The organism is Gemmiger qucibialis, assembly GCF_027689445.1.
Lineage (GTDB): Bacteria > Bacillota > Clostridia > Oscillospirales > Ruminococcaceae > Gemmiger > Gemmiger qucibialis.
Map to the genome: position 1 here is coordinate 60,422 of NZ_JAQFEN010000012.1, position 22,599 is coordinate 83,020.

General features: G+C 58.6%; 25 protein-coding genes. 6 read left to right on the forward strand and 19 right to left on the reverse strand.

Annotation, left to right across the window (positions count from 1 at the left end; all coding sequences use genetic code 11):
* Positions 1-54: 54 nt before the first annotated feature.
* The 18 genes from PG062_RS13410 to cls form a co-directional block, all read right to left on the reverse strand.
* Entirely contained in the window at positions 55-846 is a 792-nt protein-coding gene (locus PG062_RS13410; protein WP_114000464.1) for a TatD family hydrolase, read from the reverse strand.
* Between the two features lie 85 nt (positions 847-931).
* Positions 932-1,888, reverse strand: coding sequence for a DMT family transporter (locus PG062_RS13415; RefSeq protein WP_114000463.1), 957 nt, complete (start codon positions 1,886-1,888; stop codon positions 932-934).
* A gap of 206 nt (positions 1,889-2,094) precedes the next feature.
* On the reverse strand, positions 2,095-4,065 hold the full coding sequence (gene metG, locus PG062_RS13420) for a methionine--tRNA ligase (protein WP_114000462.1): 1,971 nt from the start codon (positions 4,063-4,065) through the stop codon (positions 2,095-2,097).
* A gap of 168 nt (positions 4,066-4,233) precedes the next feature.
* Positions 4,234-4,977, reverse strand: coding sequence for a cysteate racemase (gene cuyB / locus PG062_RS13425; RefSeq protein WP_114000461.1), 744 nt, complete (start codon positions 4,975-4,977; stop codon positions 4,234-4,236).
* Positions 4,978-5,122: 145 nt separating this feature from the next.
* Positions 5,123-5,398, reverse strand: coding sequence for a phage holin family protein (locus tag PG062_RS13430; RefSeq protein ID WP_114001253.1), 276 nt, complete (start codon positions 5,396-5,398; stop codon positions 5,123-5,125).
* Positions 5,399-5,429: 31 nt separating this feature from the next.
* Positions 5,430-5,687 carry a hypothetical protein gene (locus PG062_RS13435; protein ID WP_270752628.1) on the reverse strand — a complete coding sequence of 86 codons (258 nt, stop codon included), beginning with the start codon at positions 5,685-5,687 and terminating at the stop codon, positions 5,430-5,432.
* A 5-nt stretch (positions 5,688-5,692) separates the two neighbouring features.
* Positions 5,693-6,328: a M23 family metallopeptidase gene (locus PG062_RS13440; RefSeq protein ID WP_270752629.1), complete on the reverse strand. Its 636-nt coding sequence runs from the start codon at positions 6,326-6,328 to the stop codon at positions 5,693-5,695.
* An 18-nt stretch (positions 6,329-6,346) separates the two neighbouring features.
* Positions 6,347-6,832: a hypothetical protein gene (locus tag PG062_RS13445; protein ID WP_333559427.1), complete on the reverse strand. Its 486-nt coding sequence runs from the start codon at positions 6,830-6,832 to the stop codon at positions 6,347-6,349.
* Complete coding sequence (locus tag PG062_RS13450) at positions 6,813-7,271, reverse strand: hypothetical protein (RefSeq protein WP_270752630.1); 459 nt, start codon at positions 7,269-7,271, stop codon at positions 6,813-6,815. Before PG062_RS13450 ends, PG062_RS13445 begins: the two co-directional genes overlap by 20 nt.
* A gap of 23 nt (positions 7,272-7,294) precedes the next feature.
* Entirely contained in the window at positions 7,295-7,720 is a 426-nt protein-coding gene (locus PG062_RS13455; protein ID WP_270752631.1) for a hypothetical protein, read from the reverse strand.
* Entirely contained in the window at positions 7,720-8,091 is a 372-nt protein-coding gene (locus tag PG062_RS13460) for a head-tail connector protein (protein ID WP_270752632.1), read from the reverse strand. Before PG062_RS13460 ends, PG062_RS13455 begins: the two co-directional genes overlap by 1 nt.
* Positions 8,092-8,313: 222 nt before the next feature.
* A complete protein-coding gene (locus tag PG062_RS13465; protein ID WP_114000194.1) occupies positions 8,314-9,183 on the reverse strand; it encodes a N4-gp56 family major capsid protein in 870 nt (289 codons plus the stop codon).
* 161 nt (positions 9,184-9,344) lie between these two features.
* Positions 9,345-9,524, reverse strand: coding sequence for a hypothetical protein (locus PG062_RS13470; protein ID WP_270752634.1), 180 nt, complete (start codon positions 9,522-9,524; stop codon positions 9,345-9,347).
* On the reverse strand, positions 9,514-10,875 hold the full coding sequence (locus PG062_RS13475; protein WP_270752635.1) for a hypothetical protein: 1,362 nt from the start codon (positions 10,873-10,875) through the stop codon (positions 9,514-9,516). The genes PG062_RS13470 and PG062_RS13475 overlap by 11 nt, the downstream gene beginning before the upstream one ends.
* Positions 10,876-10,902: 27 nt before the next feature.
* Positions 10,903-12,141, reverse strand: coding sequence for a PBSX family phage terminase large subunit (locus PG062_RS13480; protein ID WP_270752636.1), 1,239 nt, complete (start codon positions 12,139-12,141; stop codon positions 10,903-10,905).
* The gene (locus PG062_RS13485; protein ID WP_114000190.1) at positions 12,138-12,353 is read right to left on the reverse strand and encodes a hypothetical protein; all 216 of its coding nucleotides are present in this window, start codon (positions 12,351-12,353) and stop codon (positions 12,138-12,140) included. Before PG062_RS13485 ends, PG062_RS13480 begins: the two co-directional genes overlap by 4 nt.
* A 205-nt stretch (positions 12,354-12,558) precedes the next feature.
* The gene (locus tag PG062_RS13490; RefSeq protein ID WP_270752637.1) at positions 12,559-12,840 is read right to left on the reverse strand and encodes a hypothetical protein; all 282 of its coding nucleotides are present in this window, start codon (positions 12,838-12,840) and stop codon (positions 12,559-12,561) included.
* A 161-nt stretch (positions 12,841-13,001) separates the two neighbouring features.
* Positions 13,002-14,540: a cardiolipin synthase gene (cls, locus tag PG062_RS13495; protein ID WP_158538869.1), complete on the reverse strand. Its 1,539-nt coding sequence runs from the start codon at positions 14,538-14,540 to the stop codon at positions 13,002-13,004.
* A gap of 384 nt (positions 14,541-14,924) precedes the next feature.
* On the opposite strand from cls, the gene PG062_RS13500 reads away from it, so the two are divergent.
* The gene (locus PG062_RS13500) at positions 14,925-15,338 is read left to right on the forward strand and encodes an Hsp20/alpha crystallin family protein (RefSeq protein WP_114000188.1); all 414 of its coding nucleotides are present in this window, start codon (positions 14,925-14,927) and stop codon (positions 15,336-15,338) included.
* A 343-nt stretch (positions 15,339-15,681) separates the two neighbouring features.
* On the opposite strand, the gene PG062_RS13505 is transcribed toward PG062_RS13500, so the two are convergent.
* On the reverse strand, positions 15,682-16,566 hold the full coding sequence (locus PG062_RS13505; RefSeq protein ID WP_270752638.1) for a DegV family protein: 885 nt from the start codon (positions 16,564-16,566) through the stop codon (positions 15,682-15,684).
* Positions 16,567-16,767: 201 nt separating this feature from the next.
* Here PG062_RS13505 and PG062_RS13510 point away from each other — a divergent pair, with 201 nt between their 5' ends.
* From PG062_RS13510 to PG062_RS13530, 5 genes are all read left to right on the forward strand, one after another.
* A complete protein-coding gene (locus tag PG062_RS13510) occupies positions 16,768-17,160 on the forward strand; it encodes a thioesterase family protein (RefSeq protein ID WP_270752639.1) in 393 nt (130 codons plus the stop codon).
* A 232-nt stretch (positions 17,161-17,392) separates the two neighbouring features.
* Positions 17,393-19,729, forward strand: coding sequence for a SpoIIE family protein phosphatase (locus PG062_RS13515; protein WP_270752640.1), 2,337 nt, complete (start codon positions 17,393-17,395; stop codon positions 19,727-19,729).
* 72 nt (positions 19,730-19,801) lie between these two features.
* The gene (locus PG062_RS13520; RefSeq protein WP_270752641.1) at positions 19,802-19,948 is read left to right on the forward strand and encodes a hypothetical protein; all 147 of its coding nucleotides are present in this window, start codon (positions 19,802-19,804) and stop codon (positions 19,946-19,948) included.
* Positions 19,949-20,046: 98 nt separating this feature from the next.
* Positions 20,047-22,125 (forward strand): elongation factor G, encoded by a 2,079-nt coding sequence (locus PG062_RS13525; protein ID WP_114000184.1) that lies wholly within the window; start codon positions 20,047-20,049, stop codon positions 22,123-22,125.
* A 162-nt stretch (positions 22,126-22,287) separates the two neighbouring features.
* Entirely contained in the window at positions 22,288-22,518 is a 231-nt protein-coding gene (locus PG062_RS13530; protein ID WP_242979531.1) for a DUF4318 domain-containing protein, read from the forward strand.
* Positions 22,519-22,599 lie beyond the last annotated feature (81 nt).

Genomic DNA, 22,599 nt, shown 5'->3' on the forward strand with positions numbered 1-22,599 from the left:
TCCTCCAGATAAATTGTTTGCGGCAAAGGCTGCACAGCTTGGTGCAGCGCTGCCTTATTGATTGAAGATGCGTTTTGCATTTTCAGCGGTCAAATCCAGGACGCTCTGGGCATCCATCTGCCAGATCTCGCCGATCTTGGCTGCCACATGGGCAATGTTCCGGCTGTCGTTGCGGGTGCCGCGCACCGGTTCGGGGGACATATAGGGGCAGTCGGTTTCCAGCACAGCCAGTTCGTGCGGCACCATGGCCAGCACCTTGGCCGCGCGCTTGGCTCCTTTATAAGTCACAGCGCCGCCAAATCCAAGGGCCATGCCCTGCGCCGTCAGCCAGGCGGCGTCCTCAGCGCTGCCGCTGTAACAGTGCAGCACCCCGCGGGGGCGGTACTGGCGCAGCAGCTCATACATTTCGGCGTGGGCTTCGCGGTCATGCACCGAGACCGGCAGGTCCAGCTCCTGCGCCAGCTGCAGCTGCGCTTCAAACAGGTCGTACTGTTCCTGCGCTGGCAGCGGCCAATGGTGGTCCAGCCCGATTTCCCCCACCGCGATCACAGCGGGGTCATCAAACAGGGGGCGCATGGCGGCAAGCTCGGCCCGCCAGTCCCCGTGGTAAGTGGCCACAGTGGCGGCGTCCTCCTCGCCAAGGCTTTCGGGGTGGATGCCCAGCGCGGCATGTACAAAAGGATATTTGTGGGCCAGTTCCAGCACCGCAGCGGCATCGCCGGAATGCGTTGCACATTCCAGCACGCCCACCACGCCGCCTTCCCCCAGCGCCCGCATCACTGCATCCCGGTCCGCATCAAACTGCCGGGACGAATAATGCGCGTGGGTATCGAAGATGTTGGTCATAGCTTTGCCCTTACGTTGAATGAGGAATTCGCAATTAGAAATTGCCAAACATTGTTCTTAATTTCTCATTACTAATTTCTAATTCCTAATTTTCCTTTTTCTTCCCTGCTGCCGGCCTATTAACCAAATAGATTCCCCCGCACACCAGCACAAGGGCGGCGAGGTATTGCCATTCGAACAGGGGCTCGCCGTTCAGGATGGCGGAGAGCAGAACGTTCATGATCGGAATGATCAGGCCGAACACGGCAATGCGGGAAACAGGGTTGTTTTTCATCAGCAGTGCCCAGATCACATAACCGGCACCGGAGATAAATGCCAGGAAAAGCAGCACCGGCACAGCGCCAAAGCTTTGCGGGTGCAGGCTGCCGCCCAGAACAAGGCCGATGACCAGCAGCGCCGCACCGCCGACCCCAAGGTTCAGGCAGGAGACAGTGAACGAATCCACCTTTTGGGTCACGGCTTTGTTCCACGGCCCGGCCAGTGCAAAAATCACCGAAGCGATCAGCATATAGGCAACGCCCGCCGGGCTGCCGCTGCCGTGGTTGCCAAGAGTTGCCACCAGCACACCGCTGAACCCCAGCGCACAGCCAATCGCTTTGCGCGGCGTCATGCGGTCGGCTTTGCCGTACAAAAAGTGTGCCAGGATAACCCCCATAAAGCTCTGGGTGCTGTTCAGAATGCCGCCCATAGCCCCGGTCAGCAGGGCAACGGCGGAATAATAAAAGGTATACTGTGCAGCAGTCTGCCACAGGCCCAGCCCGCAGCAGGAAAGCAGATTTTTGCCCTTTGGCATGGGCAGCGGCCCGCGCCGCAGCGCCGCGCCCCCGGCATACACCAGCAGCGCGCTGAGCATAAAGCGGACACCGGCAAAGCACATGATGGAAGCGGTATCGGTAGCGTCAATAGCAAACAGCCGGTACCCCATTTTGATAAACGGAAACGCCGACCCCCACAGCACATTGCACACCACCGCCATGCCCACCGCAGCCGCCGGGTTGCCAAAAAAGGCATCCAAACGAGAGGGAGAGGAAGATTTTGTCATAATTTTTGGGGGAAGCGGGAGTTAATTAGTAATCAGCAATGCAGAATTAGCCATTTGAGTGTTCCAAACGCCTTCCCATTTTGTTTTATCTTCTGATACACTTTTCCTAATTTAGGCTATCTGGCAGTTTCAAATCTAATTGCTAATTCAAAACGGCCTTTGCGCCCCAAAAATTCCTAACTCCTACTTCCTAACTCCTACCTTCCTCAGTGTACTCTCGTTCCGGTGGGCACATTATCGCTGTAGAAAGCGATCTCGCAGCCACCGTCAGCAGTGTCAGCGGCAACGATCATGCCCTCGCTGGTATACTTGCCCTTCATCATCGGGCGGGGTGCCAGGTTGGCCACAATGGCGATCTTTTTGCCGATCAGATCTTCCGGCTTATACCACTTGGCAATGCCGGACAGGATGCAGCGCTCGCGCTCGCCGTCAAACACGGTCAGGTGCAGCAGCTTCTTGCTTTCTTTCATGTTTTCGCAAGCGCGCACTTCGGCCACGCGCAGCTCCACCTTGCAGAAGTCGTCAAAGCTGATCTCCGGCTCATGGTCGGTGATTTCAGCAACGGCTTCCTCTTTCTTTTCCTCGGCCTTGGGGGCAGCGGCGGCTTCGGCAGCAGCCTTCTGCTTGGCGTCCTCAGCTTCCAGATACTCGATTTCCTTCTTCACGTCAATGCGCGGGAAGAGGGCTTCGCCCTTGTGCACATGGTATTCGGCCGGATGGTTTGCCAGGTCGGCATAGCTCAGGTCGCTCAAACCCAGCTGCTCGGCCATCTTGGGTGCGGTGTTGGGCAGGTAAGCCTGCATCAGCACGGTAACGGTGCGCAGGGCATCGCACAGGTTGTAAAGAACAGCTTCCAGGCGGGGCTTGGTTTCCTCGCTCTTGGCCAGCACCCAGGGGGCAGTCTCGTCAATATACTTGTTGGCGCGCTGCACAACCTCAAAAATGGCGATCAGTGCAGTGGGTACATCCAGAGCATCCATGGCGGCATCCACCTTGCCGGGCAGGGCGGCAGTCAGGCTTTTCAGCTCATCGTCCAGGGCATCGGCCTGGCCGTTGGCGCTCACAGCACCGCCAAAGTACTTTTCGCACATAGCGACCGAACGGGACAGCAGGTTGCCCAAGTCGTTGGCCAGGTCGGTATTGATGCGGTTGATCAGGGCTTCATTGGTGAAAGCACCATCGTTGCCGAACGGAACTTCGCGTAACAGGAAGTAACGCACAGCGTCCACGCCGTAACGGTCGCACAGCTTGACGGGGTCTACCACGTTGCCCTTGGACTTGGACATTTTGCCGCCGTTCAGCAGCAGCCAGCCATGGCCAAACACCTTGGTGGGCAGGGGCAGATCCAGAGCCATCAGCATGGCAGGCCAGATGATGGTGTGGAAACGCAGAATCTCCTTGCCGACCATGTGGATGTCAGCGGGCCAGTACTTATCAAAGTCGTGGTAGGTATCGTTATCATAGCCCAGTGCGGTGATGTAGTTGGAAAGTGCATCGATCCACACATAGATGGTGTGCTTGGGGTCAAACGGAACCTGGATGCCCCAGGAAACGCTGGTACGGGATACACAGGTATCCTGCAGGCCCTGCTTGATGAAGGCGATCATCTCGTTTTTGCGGGTAGCGGGCTGGATGAAATCCGGGTGCTCGTCATAATATTTCAGCAGGCGGTCAGCGTATTTGCTGGTCTTGAAGAAGTAGGCTTCCTCCTCTGCCTCATAGACAGGGCCGCCGCAGTCGGGGCACTTGCCGTCTTTCAGCTGGGCTTCAGTCCAGAAGCTTTCGCACGGCTTGCAGTACATGCCCTTATAGGTGCTCTTGTAGATATCACCCTGGTCATGCAGCTTGGTAAAGATCTTCTGCACACTCTTGACATGATAGTCATCGGTGGTACGGATAAAGCGGTCATAGCTGACGTCCATGGTCTTCCACAGATCCTTGACGGTAGCCACAATGGCATCCACGTATTCCTTCGGCGTTACACCCTTGGCGGCGGCCTTATCCTGGATCTTCTGGCCGTGCTCGTCGGTGCCCGTCAGGAACATGACGTCATAGCCCTGCATCCGCTTGTAGCGTGCCAGTGCATCACAGGCCACGGTGGTATAGCTGTGGCCAATGTGCAGCTTATCGCTGGGGTAATAGATGGGTGTTGTGATGTAAAACTTTTTGTTTTCCATATTTATAATAACTCCTTCCCGGAATAAAAACGATAATGCGCAATTAGCAATCAGAAATGCGGAATTCGTAATTTGAGGTAAGGCTGACACCGCAGGCAGCTCTTAGGCCGGAGCCGCTCTGTTTTCCCTACTGCAAAAACTCCTAATTCCTACTTCCTAACTCCTAGCTCAATCCTCAAATCCCACCGGCTCCACGCCGCAGGCGCGCATGGCGTGCTTGCAAAGAACCTCGGTGCTGTCGATGAAAAACGGTCCCAGGTGTTCGTCCCGCTTCACAAGGCTCAGTTCCGTGCAGCCAAGCACCGCCATATCGCACCCCTGGGCGTGCAGGTCATCCACCGCTGCGTTAAACAGCTGCATGTCTACGCGCTTGCCCTGCTTGATCTCATCATAGATGATGGACATGATGCCCTTTTGGGCCTGTTCGCCGGGGGCGGCCCATTCCAGGCCGATATCCCGGCAGGCGATCTGATACGTTTCCGCCAGCAGGGTGCCGTCCGTTGCCAGAATACCCAGCTTATGGCACCCGGCCGCCTTGGCATCCGCCGCGGTCAGGCGCGGCATGTTCAGTACCGGTACCGGCAGGGCCGCGGCCAGGCGGTCATAAAAATAATGCGCGGTGTTGCAGGCAATGGCCAGCACGGTAGCACCGTAGCGCACCAGGCTGATGCCGTCCTGCTCCATCACATCAAAGGGGTCATCCTTGCTTTTGCCCACAATAAAGGCTGTGCGGTCCGGGGTGGACGCGCGCGAGGAGATGACGATATCAATGTGGTCCTGATCTTTCTGGGCGGGGGTATGGTCGGTGATCATCTGGTACAGGTAGCAGCTCGCCGCCGGGCCAAGGCCCCCCATAATTCCCAATACCGGGTGTATGGCTTTTGTTGTTTGTTCCGGCGTAATTTGCGCCATGCGCACCCCTCCCATCATAGATATTACTCATTATAAGGCGTTGGCGCAAATTATGCAAGCAAATCAAGCAAAATCCCGCCGGGAGCCATATGCGCAGCTCCCGGCGGGATTTTCAACTATTTATAGGGTAATTCCCCCTATTATTTTATTCCGGCTGTTTCAGCTGGCGGATCAACTGGTTGGTACCGGTTGCCGCGAGGCCTGAAACAATGCCCACGGCCAGCGCTGTCAATGGGTCGCCTGCCGGGAAGTCCGGCACACTTCCGCACCAGGCCAGCACCCCCAGCACACCGCCCAGCGTGCCGCAGATGGTGGGCAACCATTTATTGGCAAGCGGCGTTTGTTTGACCGCTGTTGCCGCCAGGTAGCAGATAACCGTAATCGCCGCCACCCCTGCCATACCAAAAGTTGTCAGATCCATGGTCTCCTCCTTTTTATTTTATGCTTTTCTTTTATGCGGGGGTATGCGCCTTTTCCAGGTTGCTCAGGCGGTGGTTTGCCACACGCAGTTGCTCTTCCAGCACCGGCACCCGCTGGGCAAAGTTGTTGTGGGCGCGGACTTCGCGGGTCAACTCCTCCAAGCGGGCATCCGTGACCGCCTGGGCCGTTACCATCCGCTGTTCCGCGCGGCGGGCAGCCATCATGTTGGTGATAACCACCCCCAGCAGGCTCAGCCCGCCGGTGATCAGCGCCACCAGAATTGCTTCCATCCTGCTCACACCTCCGTATAGGCGGCGTGGTACAGCCCCGATTCCACCAGGCCAAGGTCCCCGCACAGGGCATACAGCCGGGCAGCGTCCCCGTTGGAAATCGGCCCCACCGTTACCGTCTGCATTTGGACCGGCTGTGTTTTTTCCGCTGCCGGGCGGGCAACGCTCTGGTAGCCGCCCAGCCGCACCGCGGTAGATGCCGCCGCAAAATCTGCATCCAGCCAGTTCAGCGGGTGGACCCGACGTTTTTTGTACCGCACCTCAAAATGCAGGTGTGCGCCGTAGCAGTTGCCGGTATCGCCGCTGTAGCCGATCAGCTGGCCCTCGTATACCGTCTCCCCCTGGGCCACGCAGAGTTTGCTCAAATGGGCGTACAGCGTCTCCAGCCGGCCGCCGCGGTAATCCGCATGGCGCAGCTTGAGCATATTGCCATAGCTGTTGGTATCCCCTTGGGTGCGGCGGCCATTCCAGCGGTAGGCGGTTTCCACCGTACCGTCTGCCGCGGCATACACCGGCGTGCCGACGGCGGCGCGGAAATCCAGCGCCCGGTGCAGGCTGCCGTCATTATAAAACCACCCAGCGGTAATCACATGGCTTTGCAGCGGCCAGCCAAACAAAACATCCCCATTGTGTAAAATCATCCATCCTCCTGTTCTGCCTTACGCCGCCGTAAAGGTTTTGGTGCTAATGTTGAAGGTACCCTTGGTTTTTACGCCGGTATAATGCACATTAAAGGGGATCTGGTAGCCAGTGGTATCACCGCCATAGCTGACGATCTCAATGTAGCATTCCTCCTTGATGGCCGGGTAGGCGTTGGCGGATGCTTCGCCCCAGAGCTTAACCTCCACAATGTCGGTTTTCAGGTCATCCAGCGTCAGGTCACCGTCGATAATGGCCTGCAGCTTTTCAAACAGCGGGTCGTTTTTCTCGGCATAATAGGGTGCCACTTCGCCCTGTTTCTGGTAGCTGTCGATCGTGATCGAAGTCTGGCCCAGGATATTATTTTTCTTTTCCACATTGGCGGAAAGTTCCGGGGAATATTCTTCCAGGTCGTTGCCCAAGCGGCAATAGCTGGCGGTACCGGAACCAAACGCCGCGTTCAAAAAGTGCGCCATATATTTGCGCTCAATCTTCAAATGTATCACTCCATTTCATCGTATAGTGTGCCGTCAGTGTAACGGTGTAAACTGCGCTACCCTCATCGTTGGCCTGTTCCAGCCGGGCGGCCCCGGCGGTCAGGGTCTCCTGTACGGGGTCAGCGTTGCCAAGCTGCGGGGCCAAGCCGGCCGCGCTCTGCTCCGCCACCCAGGCCTGCAGTTCCAACAGGCGGCGGGCGGTCTGGGCACTCAGATTCGCATCCCCCGGCACAAAGGGCAGGTTCAGGCGCAGCACCAGCTGCATTTTTTGGCGGGCCGTCACCTGCCCCAGCAGGTTCTGCCAGCGGTCGGTCTGCTCCACTCCTTTGGGGAAGAGCGCCCCGGTGCCCGCCGCCGGGGGCAGGTCGTCCACACGCAGATCAATACCGGTCAGAGCCGGGCAGCGGGCCAGCCATTGCAGCAACTGTTCAAAATAGGTTTCGTTCACGCGCTTTGTCTCCCCCTTTCCGGTCAGTTACTCAGGCTGTGCGCGCCGCTGCCGGAGCGGGTCCACCAGCCGCCCGCTTCCACATGGGCAGCCTGCCCGGCCGCTGTTTTACAGTCTACATACTGCACAGCGGCCAGCCCCGGCACTTTGGCGGGGGTAAAATCCAGCCATTGGGTGTAGCTCACCTCCGGCCCGATGCCTGCAAGCACGCGGTCATGGGGTTCCAGCGTATAATCCCGGCCAAACGCCGCATGTTTTTCCGGGATAACCAGCAAAAACGCCGTGGCCGCACTGCTTGCGGGGCCGCTGCCGCCTGCCGCGGTTTCACGGCGGCGGGTATCAAAGTGTACGCCCTGCACAACGGTGCGCGTGATGGTATGTGCCGCCGGGTCCGCATGGTAGAAGGTAACGGTCTGGCAGCACAGGGGGTACTGTAAGGGCGCGGCCATCAGCCCACCCCGCCGCTGGCATAGCGGCCAAACACCAGGTAGTCCTGCGCCAGGGCACGCAGGTAACCTTCCCGGCTCTGGATGGTTTCGGCGCAGAGCTCCGGCGGGGCAGCATAGGTTTCGCTCACGCTGCCCACGTTGGCGCTCACCACGCGGCAGCGCTTGTCCTCCTCCGCAAAGGCATACATTGCATCCGCCATGGCGCAGAGGGCGCAGGCTTCCGGTTCCTGCAGGCCCGCGCGCGGGCGCACATCAAACATACTTTTGTAGCGCTCCAGCTGGCGAGCGGCGCGGGTAATAAAGCGTGCAAAGCTTTCCTGCGGGATCTTTTCGCCCAGGTAGCTGGCGGTATAAAATTCGTAATCCGGCAAAGGCATTCCTCCTTCTCACAGGATTTTCTTTGGCAACACCGCACAATTCCCGCCTTACGGCTTAAGCACCGCTCCGGCGGCTGCGGCACGGCATCTGCGTTGCCAAAATGCTCGATAAGACATCCAGTATTATCTGCGCTTTTGGCTTAGCATCTGCCGTACCTCGCTCGCCGTATCGGCACTTAGAATTATGCGGTATTGCCCTTTGTTTTCAGATACACCTTAGGCCTTGAACTTTGCCAGCACCACCTTGGCCTCGTTGGAAAGCACGGCAACGTAAAATTCGTCCGCTGTGATCTCGGTGGTGCGGATCTTGGGTTTGCGCTCGGTTTCCACATTCACCGCGCGCTTGCGGTAAATGGTCAGAGCGGGCACCTCGTCCTCGTTGTCGTGGTCGGCTTCCAGCTTGATGATAGGGCAGGCATAGCACTTGGTTTTGCCGGAGCCAACCTCCACCAGCGGCACCTTTTTGCTGGGCACCACACGGCAGCCCGCAATGGAGCCGATCTCGCCGGACATCCGCACATTGGCGGGGTACTTGTCCGTGCTGGTGAATTCGGCGTCCTTTCGCAGCTGGGTCACCTGTTTAGGGTGAACAAAGATTACCTTTTCGGTGGCCTGCTCTTCCTGCAGAGCGTCCACCGCATCCACAACGCCCGCATAGCTGATAATGCCCGCCGAGCCGTCATAGGTCAGGGTAGCGGTCTGCAGCACATCCATGCAGTCGTTATCGATCTTGGCGGCAATGGCCATGGCCAGCTGGGTGTTGGCCTCCCCCACCGGGTTGCCGTAGCCGGAAAGCACCGCTTCATCGGTCAGGCCAATGCCCTTCATGGCCTTTTTCACGGTGGCTTTGCGGGTGGATGTCGTCATCTTTTCAATGGTCACAGCCTCGCCCTCGGCCACAATGTCGGCATCGCCGATGTAGGCATAGGCGGGCACCGTGATGGTATCGCCGGGGACACCGGCCAGGGTATCATCCACCTTGGCAAAGGGTGCCACGCGCAGCTTTTTGGGGATTCGGGCGGACACCATGTCCCCCATCACTTCCGGGTCGATCAAATCAGCAATTTTGGTATAAGTATCTGCCATAGAATTTCTCCTTTAATCAATCAATTTTTGCGGGTCTATTTGACCCGTTCAGCTTATCGAAAAGTTCAAATTTTGCCTTTTTGCCTTGTAGAGCATGCGGGCGCACACTGCGCCCCTACGAATCACTTTTCGACGGTCTGCGGCAAGTCTATTCGTCCCGCTTACTTTTCCCGCAGGCGGCGGTAGGTATCGGGGTCGCTATGCTTTAAGGCAAGGCGCTCCCGGTAGCTCATGCAGGCAAATTCCGCTTCACGGTTCAGCAGCGGGGCACTGCCGGTTCCGGCGGCATAGGGTGCGGGCTGCACCGGCTGTGCGGCGGGGGTTGTCGATTTATGCTCCAATCTGGGTTTCTCCTTTCTTTTCTTCGTTGTTTGCGGGAGCCGCTTGTGCTGCCTGCGGCATCAGCTCCTTACGGATCTTTGCCAGCTGGGCGGCATCGGCATGGGGCAGGTCAAAGTACCAGGCAAGGGCCAGTTCCGGCCGCAGCAGGCCGGATGTTACCATGCTCATGTACTCGTTCCAGGTGCGGGTGCGGTCAAACAGCACGCCATCGCCCCAGTCCATCGTCAGGTCTTTCCCGGCGTCAAAACTCAGGTCCGGCATGCCGTACACCTTGCCCAGCGCGGCGCACAGTTCCAGCGCCTGGCCGGCACCGTTCTGCCACATAGCCTGCAATTCCTGGATGGTCAGGTTATAATCGCCCTCGCTGGAGGTGATTTCCGTTGCGGTGCGCTCGGCGGCTTCCACCTCGCTCAAAATGCCGCGCTTGAAACCGATCAGGCTTTCGCAGCTGCGCAGGATATCCTGCTTGCGGGCCAAAAACTGTTCCACCCGCAGCTGCGGGCTGTACACCGTCACCCCCACGTTGGCGGGGTCATCCGGCAGGCCGATGAAAAGATCATCCTGCAAGGTGCGGCGGCCATAGCCATCCTCCCGTAGCAGGTCCTCCGAGGCAAACACACGGGAAGCACCGTTTTCAAACTCCTGCCGCATCTGGTATTCCAGCCGGGCGGCGCTGTGCATCAAGCCGGCGGCAGGGGCATATACCGCCACGGCGTCGGGGCCGCCATCCACACAGTTCAGCAGCGGGGTGCGCAGTGCAGCCAGACCAACGCCCCGCACCCCCGGCAGCAGCAAACTTGGCTGCAGCTGGGCGGTGGCGGGCAGCGTTGCCAGCGGCACCTCCCGGCCTAACGCCTCACCCGCCAGCTCAAACAAGCGGGTCTCGATGGTCAGGCCGTCCGCCCCGGCGGTGCGGCGCTCCAGCAGCAGGTAGCCGCGGCCATCGTGGCGCAGCACCTCCATGGTGCCCACGCCGGTCAAAGCGCCGTGGGCATCGCGGCCAAGGGGTGCATAACAGTCCCGCCGGATGGGCACAAAGTCAAACCCGCGGCCATGCAGCACCGGTTTCAGCAGGCATTCACCGCCAACCAGTGCGTACTGCATGGCCTGCACTCGCACGGCATCCAGCGCCTGCAGGCTGGGGGCCAGGGCTTCGGCGGTCCTGCTTTCATACTCCGCAAACACGGTGCGGCACAGCTTGCTGACCACCAGCACCGCCAGCCGGTCGGCGGCGTCCTCGCCGGGGGACTGGGTGCCGTAATAAAGGTTCAGCCATTCCCGGATGGCCGCCTGCATCCGGGCCGAGGTCACATCTCCCCGGCCGAATGCCTGTTCCAAGTAACTTTTCAATCCATTCCTTCTTTCCTATTTGTGGGTTCAGCTGCCGCGCCGCCGCCACACGCTTTCCAGCGCATAGCGCACCGCGTCAATGTGGTGGTTGTCGGCGTCCGGCCAGGCGTTGGTCACCTCCCCGGTTCGCGCATCCCGCAGGTATTCATAGCCGGTAAACTCGGCTGCAGTTTCGGGGCAGCGCACGGGGTCAATGATGATAGCGTTCAGGCTTTGCAGCCACTTCATCCCGGCGGCCACACTGCCGGGACCTTTGACTGCCGCCCGGCACGGCAGGCCCGCCGCGCGGTAGTCCGCACAGCTTTTGGGCTCCGCGGCATCGGCGGTCAGCAGCGCCGTGCGGTCCAGTCCGCGGTCCAGCAGCAGGCGGGCGGTTTCCCGGTTGGGGGTGCGGCGGCGGGTCAGCTCGTCAAAGATCACCAGGGTGCGGCGGGCGGCATCGTAATGCACAGCGTTGTAGGCCCAGGGGTCCGGATACCAGCCCCAGTCCACCCCGTGGTACACCCGGTCAAAGCTCTGGCATTGTTCGGTCGTCAGGGTTTGCAGCTGGATGTTGCCAAACACTGCCGTGCCGCAGCCGACCGCTTCGCCCAAATATTCATGGCGGAACGCCGTGGGGTTGGTCTGTTCCAGGTGGGCGGCATCCGCCAAAAAGCGTTCGCCCAGCCAGGCGGGCGGCAGGTCGCGGTAGGTGGAGTGGTGCACCAGCTTGCCGGGGCGCTGTTCCAGCGCATAACGGTTGGCCCAGCTGCGCCCCGATGCCGGCGGGTTGAAGCTTTTGAATGCCAGGGTAAAGCTGCCGCCGCGGAACACGCTCTGCTCCACACTGCGCACCTCCTCGGGGCCGTCGAACTGGTCCAGCTCCTCGAACCAGGCCAGGCCGATGGCTCCAAATGGCACCTTGATGCTTTTCAGCTTGCCGGGGTCGTCGGTGCCAAAAAAGAGGATCTTCTGCCCTGTGGGCAGATAAGTACACTCCATGGGGCTGACGGTGCAGCGGAACTGCTTTGCCAGCCCCAGCGCCCCAATGGCCCACTGGATCTGCGCATACACACTGGTGCGCAGCGTGCCGCCGATCTTGCGCAGCACCACCGCGTGGCAGGCGGGGTGGCGCAGCAGCTGCAAAACAAGCTCAATGGAAATATAGCTGGATTTGCCGCTGCCGCGCCCGCCCTTGGCCACCAGTTCCTGAACTGTGCCGCGGGCAATGGCGCGGTGCACCGGCCAGAACACCGGCGCTACCACATCCCGGATGCGCACCCTCATGGCGTCACCTCCTGCTCGGTGGGTGCTTCATCCACAATCACAACGGGCTCCTCCGCTGCAGCGCCATCGCCAAGGCCCAGATACTTATAAATCAGCTCCAGCGCACGCAGCTTATCGCCCACTTTTACGGGCGGGGCAGGTTCGGCCCCCAGGTCGGCAAACGCGATCTCTGCCAGTTCCGCCAGCACGCGCTCTGCCGTGATCTTTTCCAAAGCATCCCTTCTTTCTGGCAGGGGTGGCAGCCCCCGCCGGGTTTTGTTCCCGCCAGTGCAGCAGGTCCTTTTGGGAACATCTGCATCATAGCACAACAACCTCAAGTTGTCAACAGAATTCTGTAACATAATTTCAGAATTTTAGTTTGTGCTTTTGCTTTTGTGCAGGATTATTAGTTTTTATGTATTGCGCTTGTGCATCCTGTCAACATTTTTTGCCCGTTTTGGGGTAAAAATAAACAGCATGCGCTTCACAGGTTTCTGAAATCATTTCTGTCATTTCAGGAACACTGCAAAGCGCATGCCTTGTTGTACTACTGTTGTTTATCTGTTGTTCTTTCCCGTTTGGTGCATGCTGGGGTGCAAACGTCCACATTCTGCCGGAGAAAACCCATTGTTTGCCGCAAGCATTGCAAGCAATCTGTAGGGGCCGCTGCTCATCATCGGCCCGCATAGCAGAGTGGCTCGGAACACGAAGCATGCGCACAATGTGCGCCCCTACGGTGGGGGATGCGCCACAAATATCTGCCACCTGTTACAACAAACTCTGTAGGGAACGGTCTTGACCGTTCCGAAACCTTGTGGTGGATGCCATAAGCAAATCCGTGAGCGCCCCTACCTACTGGGTAAACACAAGAGTCAGCTCTATCAGCACAATGGTGCCAGCAGCCGCAGCAAGGCGGATACCATCAGGCCCGGCGCGCTGGTGCGGCATTCTTTCAGCTCTACCAGATGGGACTGTTTTTCCAGCTGCATCATAAATTCGCCCACATCGGCCAGCGCGGCACAGCCATACAGCAGGGCGGCACATTCAAAATGCAGGTACAGGCTGCGGTAGTCCAGATTGATGGACCCCACCACGGCGATCCTGCCATCCACCAGCCAGGTTTTTGCGTGCAGAAAGCCCGGCGTGAAGGTGTAGATCTTGACCCCAGAGCGGATCAGCGGCTCAAAGTAGCTGCAGGTCAGCTGGTAAACCATCTTTTTATCCGGGATGCCGGGGGTATAAATGCGCACATCCACGCCGCGCTTTGCGGCCAGGCGCAGTGCCGTCATGGTGGCGTTATCCAAGATTAGGTACGGCGTGGTGATCCACAGCGTTTCCTGCGCCTGGGTGATCAGGTCCAGGTAGACATTTTTGGAAACATTCTCATCGTCCACCGGACTGTCGCTGTAGGGCTGCACAAGGCCGATCGTCGGCTCTTCCGCCGGGAACGGCTGCTCCTCGCGGTAAGCATCCAGACCGGGGTCGTCGGGGCGCTGGCTGGCCCACAGCTCCAGAAAGATCGTGGCAAAGCTCCACGCCGCGGGGCCCTGCAGCCGCACGCCGGTATCGCACCAATAGCCAAAGCGCTCTTTTTGGTTAATGTACTCATCCGCCAGGTTAAAACCGCCGGTAAAGGCGGTTTTTCCATCCACCACCACAATCTTGCGGTGGTCACGGCTGTTCATCACCAAGTTCAGCAACGGCACAAACGGGTTAAACGGCACTGCCTGGATCCCTTCCACCTGCAGGGTCTTCCAGTATTGGGCGGGCAGGCCAGTGGCACAGCCCACATCGTCATAAATCATCCGCACATCCACGCCCTGAGCCGCTTTACGACGCAGCACATCATGTACGGCATCCCACATTTTGCCCTTGGAGATAATAAAGAACTCCAAAAGGATCGATTCCTGTGCTGATTCAAGCGCTTCCAGCAGATCGGGAAAGACCGCTTCTCCCGAAGCGTAAAACTTGACGTTGGTGCCGGAATACACCGGGTAAGCGGCAAAATCCCGCAGGTAAGCTGCGGTGCGCCCCGCGCGGGGGTTGGCCTGTTCCAGCATGGCCTGTGCCGCAGGGTCCGTGCGGCGCAGTGGGCGGATGCGGTCATAGGCCCAATCCAGCTTTTTGCGCAGGCGGAATGCCGGGCGCTTATCGCCCCACAGCAGGTAGAGCAAACCGCCCTGCACCGGCATGATCATGAAAAGAACCATCCAGCTGATCTTGAACTCCGGCGCGGTGGAATCCTGCCGGATAAGCACCGCGCACATGATAACGCTCAAGGCTATCATCAGCGGGTTCAGCCAGTGCGCATAGCTGGAAAGGCTTGTGAACAAAGACCAGAACCATGCCGCCTGGATCAAAATCAGCACCCCGGTAATTACAATGCGGCTGAACAGCTTGCTGCACAGCTTTTTTATCATTCGGCCAAGCTCCTGCATGGCCCCACCTCCCTTTTATCTTTTGGTTTATTTTCTATATCATACAAGATAACACTTTAACGATACCACGCCCCATTCCTGATTTCAAGCCTTTTCCTGCCCGTTTTGGGCAGAATGAAAAAGATGTGCTATTTTCTTTATGTTTTGTTTTGCATTTCAATTTCATCGTCAAGTTGTAAATTTTATCTGCGTTTAGCACTCATATACAAAGACTGCTAAAAATTCACGCACAGTTCACATTTTATTCATAATTATAGTGTACTGTAATACTCGTCAACAGAAAACGACACCGCTCCCAAGGGTGTCGGAGCTGCTGAGCCAATACTGATAAAAAACTTTATGGATATGTTTAAGGAGATATGACTTATGGCTATGCTGATAGACCGCCGCTACAATCCGTTCCGCGATTTTGAGGATATTGATCGTTCTTTCTTTGGCGATAACAGCCTTGCAGAGTTCAAGACGGACATTCGTGACATCGGCGATGCCTATGTGATGGAGTGCGACCTGCCCGGTTTCCGCAAAGAAGATATCGCCCTGAATCTGCACGATAAAGTGCTGACCATCAAGGCTGAGCGACACAGCGATTTTGAGAACGCCGAGAAAAAGGGCAGCTACCTGCGCTGCGAGCGCAGCTTTGGCAGCTATACTCGCAGCTTTGATGTGACCGGCGTGGATACCACCAAAGTGCGTGCCGCTTACAACAACGGTGTGCTAGCTATCACCCTGCCCAAGTATGTAAAGCCGCAGCCCACTGCCCAGACGATTTCCATTGACTGATAAATCCAGCCATCCATTTCGCAAGATTGCCTTTTCCTTTTTGTCCTGTATATATTTCGTCTCCTTCCCATCCTCCTATCCCCGCCACTCGCCAGCAGGCTGTGGGATAAGGCCCCCGGAATGATGCGTAGTGGGGCCCGACAAAGTTGGGGCTGGCCGCAGCACTCGGTGTTCCGGGCACTTTATCTCACAGCCTGCGTCCGGGTTCCTTTTCCTACCTTACTTATTTTTTTATTATCTTCCCCGTTCTTCCCGCTATAAAAACGAAAACCGCCTGTACTATTGAGCATCCGCTCGCCCGGTACAGGCAGTTTTTATTTTTTAAATTGTTTTGCTGGCCACGTTACGCCGGCAGCTTGCTGTTCAGGAACTGCACCCCAACGCCAAGCAGGTTCGGCCCCAGGTGTACGGCCAGGGTGGCGTCAATTTTGCCGTGCAGCACACGGTGGCCGTTGGGCAGCGCGCGGGTCAGAGCTGCTTCCAGCGCTGCGCCCTCTTCCGGCACATTGCCATCGCACACGACCAGGTTATACTCCTCGCCGGGGTGTTTGGCTGCCAGCTCCGTTGCCAGCTCAATCAGCCGCTGCTGCACACCGCGGCGGCCGCGCACCTTGGCGGCGGTGGAGATCATGCCGTCCTTGCGGTCAAAGGTCAAAATCGGTTTGATCTGCAAAAGTCCCCCCGCCAGCGCTGTGGCGCGGCCAATGCGGCCGCCGCGCTGCAGGTACTCCAGCGTATCCAGCGAAAAATACACCACCGTGTCATCGATCAGCCGCTTGGTCAGTTCGCACAGCGGGTCAAACGCCACACCGCGCACCGCATAGCGCGCCACCTGAACCGCCAGTGCACCCAGACCGATGCTGGCGCTTTTGCTGTCGAACACTTTCACGGTCAGCTCCGGGTGTTCCTCGGCGGCAAGGCGCATCAGGTTGTTGGCGCTGGAAAGGCACTCTGCGATCATCAGCACGATCACATGGGTGTAGCCCTGGCGGGCGATCGCGTTGTACACATCCTCAATATCCTGCGGGCGGGGCAGGCTGGTTTTGAAATTCTCGTTTTTCTGGCGGGCATAGATCGTTTCTACCGTAATATCAATGTTATCGCGGTAGCTCTCGGTCCCGCTTGTCACCACCAGCGGCACACAGAAAATGGGGTATTCTTTCAGATATTCCTGCGGCAGATCGCAGCAGGTATCGGTAATAATGGCGATCTTATTGGCTGCTTCCATTCTATTCTCCTCGATCAAAACACAAAGCCGGGCAGCGCAGCGCATTGATGGGCTGCGTTTACTTCTTTTGTATTAGAAGATATTATACCCCTGTTTTTTTGCCGCGTCAAACAGATATGCTGTTCAAACGGCAGCAAAGCGTGTATAATAAAAGGCATATTGCCCCCGCAAAATTGTTGCTGATAAAAGGAGTATTGTACTATGCTGAATCCCGGAATCAAAGGCAACGCCAGCGTTGCCGTAACCGCCGCCAATACCGCTGCCGCCATGGGCAGCGGTGAGCTGAATGTGTTCGCCACCCCCGCCCTTGCCGCATTGGTTGAAAAAGCCTGCTGGCAGAGCGTTGCCCCGGAGCTGGACCCCGGCTGCGGCACCGTTGGCACCAAGCTGGAACTGGCCCACAACGCCCCCACACCCGTTGGCATGATGGTGCGCTGTGAAAGTGAACTGACCGCCGTGGACGGCCGCAAGCTGACCTTCAGCGCCGTGATGTATGACGACGCCGGCGAAGTTGGCCGCGCCACCCACGAGCGCTTTATCATCCAGAACGAAAAGTTCCAGAAGAAAGCCGACGCCAAAAAGGCCGCCGAATAATCATTCCGGCAATTCAAAGCACTCATTTCCAACAGCCCCACCCGCATTTTACGGGTGGGGCTGTTGCTTTGCGCAGGGGCTTGTCCGCAATGCTTTTTTGCCGTCGAAGTCAGCTTGTTTTTCCGCCTTTACCGGGCGTTTTGGGGCTTCTGCGCACAGCGGCAAAAAGTGCGGGTGCCCTCCGATACAATAATAACACCATGCACACAGCATGGTTGAGGGAGGGATCACCATGCAAAACACACCAGCCACATCATCCACCGCGCCGCGCATCCGGCAGGCTGTGCGCACCGCCAACGCCAAAACGGCACCGCCTGCCTTGCCCCGCGCCCCGCTTTTGCACGGGCTGAACCGCGCCGTGATATGGCAGCTTGCCGCCTGCGGTACCGGGCTGCTTCTCAGTGCCGGGCAGGTTTACGGCGGGGCCGCGCCCTTTGGCCTTGGCCTGCTGCTGGGCTGCGGCAATACATATGCCCCCGCCGCCGCGCTGGGCTGCCTGGCCGGGCTGCTATTGTTCCAGCCGCTGGATACCGCCTTGAAGCTGGCGGGGGCCTGCATCGGGGCGCTGACCGCCCGCATTGTGGGCCGCCAGCTGGGCCAGACCGGCTTTTTGCCCGGCGCGGCCTGCGGGGTGGGCGTTCTGCTGTTGGAACAGGGGCTTGTCACCCTGGTGGGCGGCGCAAGCCCGGCGGATACGGCCAGCCTGCTGTGCTCCGCCGCGCTGGCCGTGCTGGTGGGGCTGGGCATCCACAAGCTCCACATCGGCACCCCGCGCGGGGCCTGCCTGTGGGCCGCCATGGCCGCCGCCTGTTTGCAGCGCGCTGCCCTGCCGGGGTTTGCACCGGGGCTGGCGGGGGCGGCGTTCTGCATTTTGTGCTGTGCCTGCGCGGGCAGCCTGGAGCACACCGCCGTACTGGCTCTTGTGCTTGCCATGGCCCTGACCGCTGCCGCCCCGGCGCTCTGTTTTGCCGCGCTGGCCGTGGCTGCGGGCGGGCTGGGGGCAGCGGTCTTTTGCCCCGGCGAGCGCCGCAGCGGGGCCGCCGTATTTGCTGCCGGGTGTGCGCTGGGGGCGCTGGCCGCCCCCAACCTGACCGGCGTACTCACCCTCGGTCTTGCCGCCGGGGCCGGGCTACTGGGCTTTCTGCTCTGCCCGGAGCAGGCTCTGCGGGCGGTGTTTCCGCCGCCTGCCCCACCGGTTGGCACCCAAAGCCTGACCAGCGCGGCACGCAAACTTTCCGGCGTGGCGGATACCTTATCCGACATTGCCGAAACAGTGAACGCTGTATGCAGCTGCCAGATGCCGCCCCGCGGCGAAAGCTATGACTATGTGGTAGAGTTCTGCGCCCAGCACCTGTGTCAGAACTGCGCCCGCCGCAATACCTGTTGGGTTCAGGGGTATTCCACCGCCATGGATGGGCTGTACGCCCTGCGCGGCGCGCTGGAACACAACGGCCGCGTGGAGCTGGAGGACCTGCCGGGGCAGCTTTCCACCTGCGTCCACCCGGCGGACCTGTGTGCCACCGTCAGCCACGGTTACCGGCTATGGTGCAGCCGCCGCCAGACCCGCGCCCGCGCCGAATTGCTGCGCACCGCCCTGACCGAGCAGTACAGCGCCATGGCCACAGCTTTAGCCCAAATGGCCGCCCGCCTGGGCCGGGCTGGCCTGCCGGACCCCCGGCGCGAAGCCCGCACCACCCAGTTGTTTGCTTCTCTTGGGCTGGAACCACTGGAATGTACCGTCCTGACTGATTTGGCCGGGCGGGTTACCGCCGCCGTTACCCTGCCCCGGACCAGCTTTACTCCCGGCGAGTGCCGCGCCCTGGCCGAGGAAATGGGCCGCATCTGCCGCCGGGACTTTGATCCACCGGAAGTAACCAACTGCCGCACCGTGACCATGCTGCATTTTGGCGAACGCCCGCTCTACCGCGCCGTGTTCGGCCTGGCCAGCCGCCCTGCCCCGCCGGAAACCGTGAGCGGGGATGCCTGCCGTCAATTCTGCGACAGTGCAGGCCGCGCCCAGATGCTGCTGTGTGACGGTATGGGCACCGGCAAGCCCGCCGCCGTGGACGGCCAGATGGCCGCCAAACTGACGGCCCAGCTGCTGCAGGCCGGGTTTGCCGCCGAAAGCGCTGCCCGGCTGGTCAACGTGGCACTGGGCCTGAAAAACGCAGGGCAGGAAAGCGGTGCAACGCTGGACCTGCTGACGCTGGACCTGTACACCGGGCGGGCCGGACTGTTCAAAGCGGGGGCGGCCCCCAGCTTTTTATGCCGGGCAGGCGTTGTGCGCACGCTGGATGGTGCCAGCCTGCCCATGGGGGTGCTGCCCACCGTAACGGGCCGTTCCACCGCCTTAACGCTGGATGTGGGCGACACCGTGATGATGGTCAGCGACGGTGCTTTGTGCGATGGCTCCGCCTGGCTGTGTGACCAGCTGACCCTGAGCACCCGGCTGGGCCAAAGCCCGCAGCAGACCGCCGAAGCCGTTGCCGCCAGCGCTGTGCGCCGCAGTGGGGCGCGCCAGGATGATATCACCGTGGCCATTGTGCGGCTGGAACGGCAGAAAAGCTGACAGCAAACCTGCATCATTCCAAACAGCGCAGGAATTGTGCGGTACCCCTCGGAACGGATTTCTATTCCTGCTATGGCAAAATCACGGCGGCGGCAGCGCCCTGCCATTGCACGCACCAACGCACCAATTTTGCGCCGTGCCTGCTCGCTCATTATTCGTTCACAAATATTTTCAAAAATATTCAAAAAAACTGTTTATTTTAGGCAAAAAGTGTGGTAAAGTAAAAACATGCCAAATGTGGAGCATACCACATCACAATAAATACATATGCCGGGTGGGGAGAGCTTATCCCGGCGCGAAAAGAGGTTTGTAAGACAATGGAATACGCCAGTAAGGACATTCGCAACATTCTTGTGGCCGGCCACGCAGGCTGCGGCAAAACGACTTTGACCGAATCCCTGCTGTATTTGAGCGGTGCAACTGAGCGCATGGGCCGTGTTGAGGACGGCACCACCGCCAGCGATTTTGACCCCGAAGAAGCACGCCGCAAAGCATCGCTGAATTCCAGCGTGATTCCCGTGGAAAGTAACGGCACCAAGTTCAACCTGATTGATGTTCCCGGCCTGTTTGATTTTGAAACCGGCGCTGCCGAGGGCATCACCGCTGCGGAAAGTGTCCTGATCTGTGTTTCTGGCCGTTCCGGCGTTACCGTCGGCGCAGAAAAGGCCTATAAACTGGCACTGAAAAACAACAAGGCCCGCATGGTGTTCGTGACCAAATCTGACCTTGAAAATTCTGACTACTTCAAGATTCTGGAACAGCTGAAAATCAAGTTCGGCCCTTCTATCTGCCCCTGTGTTGTGCCTGCCCGCCTGGACGATGGCACCGTGGCTTACATCAACCTGTTCAGCCAGAAGGCATTCAAGTACGAAAGCGGCAAACAGGTGCAGATCGACCTGCCCGATATCGGCCACCGCTTTGAGGGCCTGATCCAGGCTATGTATGAAGCCATTGCCGAAACCGACGAGACCCTGATGGAAAAGTTCTTTGAGGGCGAGCCGTTCACCACCGAAGAGATCGTTACCGGCATGGCCGCAGGCGTGCGCACCGGCCAGATCACCCCCGTGTTCTGCGGCAGTGCCGTCAACCTGCAGGCATTGGATATGCTGCTGTACAACATGAAGGAGTTGCTGCCCAGCGCCGCAACCGCCGCTGTTGTTGGCGAAAACGCTGACAGTGAGCCGGTTGAAATCACCGTGGACGACACCGCCCCCACCTGCGCTTATGTGTTCAAGACCGTTGCCGACCCGTTTGTGGGCAAGCTGAGCTTTATCAAGGTTCTGTCCGGCAAGCTGAGCGCAACCAGCAATGTCATCAATGCCCGCACCGGCCAGCCGGAGCGCCTGGGCAAAACATTGACCGTATGCGGCAAAAAACAGACCGACACCCCCGCCATTGTGGCCGGTGATATTGGCGCAGTTGCCAAACTGGCCACCGCCAAGACCGGCGATACCTTATGCGATCCTGCCCGTGTTGTCACCCTGCCCGCCCCCAGCTACCCCGTTGCCTGCTACCGCATGGCTGTCAGGGTTGCCAAAAAGGGCGATGAGGGCAAGGTTTCCGGCGCACTGGCCCGCCTGATCGAAGAAGATCCGGCCATTTCCTTTACCGTTGACCCCGAAACCAAGCAGCAGATCATCAGCGGCCTGGGCACCCAGCACCTGGAAGTTGCCGTTGCCAAGCTGAAGAACAAGTTTGGCGTTGAGATCACGCTTGAAGTTCCGCGCGTGCCCTACCGCGAATCCATCCGCAAGAGCTGCAAGGCCCAGGGCCGCCACAAGAAGCAGACCGGCGGCCACGGCCAGTTTGGCGATGTGTGGATCCAGTTCGAGCCCATTCCGGGTGAGGACGTTGAGTTTGCCGAAAACGTGTTCGGCGGCAGCGTGCCGAAGAACTTCTTCCCTGCTGTGGAAAAGGGTGTGCGTCAGGCAGCCCAGCACGGCGTTCTGGCCGGGTACCCCATGGTTGGCCTGAAAGCCACCCTGCTGGACGGCAGCTATCACCCGGTAGACTCCAGCGAAATGGCGTTCATCATGGCCGCCAAGCTGAGCTACAAGGCCGCCATCCCCGAAGCCGGCCCCGTTCTGCTGGAGCCCATCGGCACCCTGAAAGCCCATGTACCCGCCGACAACACCGGCGATATCATGGGCGAAGTAACCAAGCGCCGCGGCCGCGTGCTGGGCATGAACCCGGACGAGGACGGCGAGCAGGTTGTGGAAGCCGAAGTGCCCATGAGTGAAATGCAGGACTTTACCACCTTCCTGCGTCAGCTGACCCAGGGCCGCGGTTGGTTCACCTTTGATTTTGTCCGTTACGAAACCCTGCCCCAGATGCTGGAAGCCAAAGTCATCGAGCAGGCCAAAGCCCTTGGGAACTTTGCGGAAGAAGAAGCCTGATTATAGAAAAAAAAGAACCGGTGCAAAGGAGGGTGTCCGTAAAACAGTTTCAGTCCCGGCAGTAATGTCTGCCGGGACTGTTCTTGTATATATTGTAGCCATATGATATGATTAAACAGACCGATAAACTTGAATTTACAAACATTGAAAGGAGTTATTATCATGTTGAAATTGTTTAAAAAATCTATTTGGATTCCTTATGAAGATAGCACTGTTTATCCTACTGTTGCAAAAGCACAGCAGGCAATTATCAAATATTGTGAAGATAACGGATTTTTATATGAATTTACTGCAGATGATGAAGTTGTTATAGATGGAATTAAACATGAAATATATCGTGGATATGACTCTGGAAGTCGAGGAAACTATGGCATTAAATGTAGAGAGAAGTAACTCTACAAATCACAATTTGTTGAACTGATAAAGAGCGCATTATCCGAGATATTCAATTATCCGAGGAGAATCTTAAAAAGT

Excerpts from the sequence above, each read along its gene's own strand:
- PG062_RS13410 (WP_114000464.1), bottom strand. The coding sequence starts at position 846 with ATGACCAACATCTTCGATACCCACGCGCATTATTCGTCCCGGCAGTTT.
- PG062_RS13415 (WP_114000463.1), bottom strand. The coding sequence starts at position 1,888 with ATGACAAAATCTTCCTCTCCCTCTCGTTTGGATGCCTTTTTTGGCAAC.
- metG (WP_114000462.1), bottom strand. The coding sequence starts at position 4,065 with ATGGAAAACAAAAAGTTTTACATCACAACACCCATCTATTACCCCAGC.
- cuyB (WP_114000461.1), bottom strand. The coding sequence starts at position 4,977 with ATGGCGCAAATTACGCCGGAACAAACAACAAAAGCCATACACCCGGTA.
- PG062_RS13430 (WP_114001253.1), bottom strand. The coding sequence starts at position 5,398 with ATGGATCTGACAACTTTTGGTATGGCAGGGGTGGCGGCGATTACGGTT.
- PG062_RS13435 (WP_270752628.1), bottom strand. The coding sequence starts at position 5,687 with ATGGAAGCAATTCTGGTGGCGCTGATCACCGGCGGGCTGAGCCTGCTG.
- PG062_RS13440 (WP_270752629.1), bottom strand. The coding sequence starts at position 6,328 with ATGATTTTACACAATGGGGATGTTTTGTTTGGCTGGCCGCTGCAAAGC.
- PG062_RS13455 (WP_270752631.1), bottom strand. The coding sequence starts at position 7,720 with ATGGCCGCGCCCTTACAGTACCCCCTGTGCTGCCAGACCGTTACCTTC.
- PG062_RS13465 (WP_114000194.1), bottom strand. The coding sequence starts at position 9,183 with ATGGCAGATACTTATACCAAAATTGCTGATTTGATCGACCCGGAAGTG.
- PG062_RS13480 (WP_270752636.1), bottom strand. The coding sequence starts at position 12,141 with ATGAGGGTGCGCATCCGGGATGTGGTAGCGCCGGTGTTCTGGCCGGTG.
- cls (WP_158538869.1), bottom strand. The coding sequence starts at position 14,540 with ATGATAAAAAAGCTGTGCAGCAAGCTGTTCAGCCGCATTGTAATTACC.
- PG062_RS13500 (WP_114000188.1), top strand. The coding sequence starts at position 14,925 with ATGGCTATGCTGATAGACCGCCGCTACAATCCGTTCCGCGATTTTGAG.
- PG062_RS13505 (WP_270752638.1), bottom strand. The coding sequence starts at position 16,566 with ATGGAAGCAGCCAATAAGATCGCCATTATTACCGATACCTGCTGCGAT.
- PG062_RS13510 (WP_270752639.1), top strand. The coding sequence starts at position 16,768 with ATGCTGAATCCCGGAATCAAAGGCAACGCCAGCGTTGCCGTAACCGCC.
- PG062_RS13515 (WP_270752640.1), top strand. The coding sequence starts at position 17,393 with ATGCAAAACACACCAGCCACATCATCCACCGCGCCGCGCATCCGGCAG.
- PG062_RS13520 (WP_270752641.1), top strand. The coding sequence starts at position 19,802 with ATGGCAAAATCACGGCGGCGGCAGCGCCCTGCCATTGCACGCACCAAC.
- PG062_RS13525 (WP_114000184.1), top strand. The coding sequence starts at position 20,047 with ATGGAATACGCCAGTAAGGACATTCGCAACATTCTTGTGGCCGGCCAC.
- PG062_RS13530 (WP_242979531.1), top strand. The coding sequence starts at position 22,288 with ATGTTGAAATTGTTTAAAAAATCTATTTGGATTCCTTATGAAGATAGC.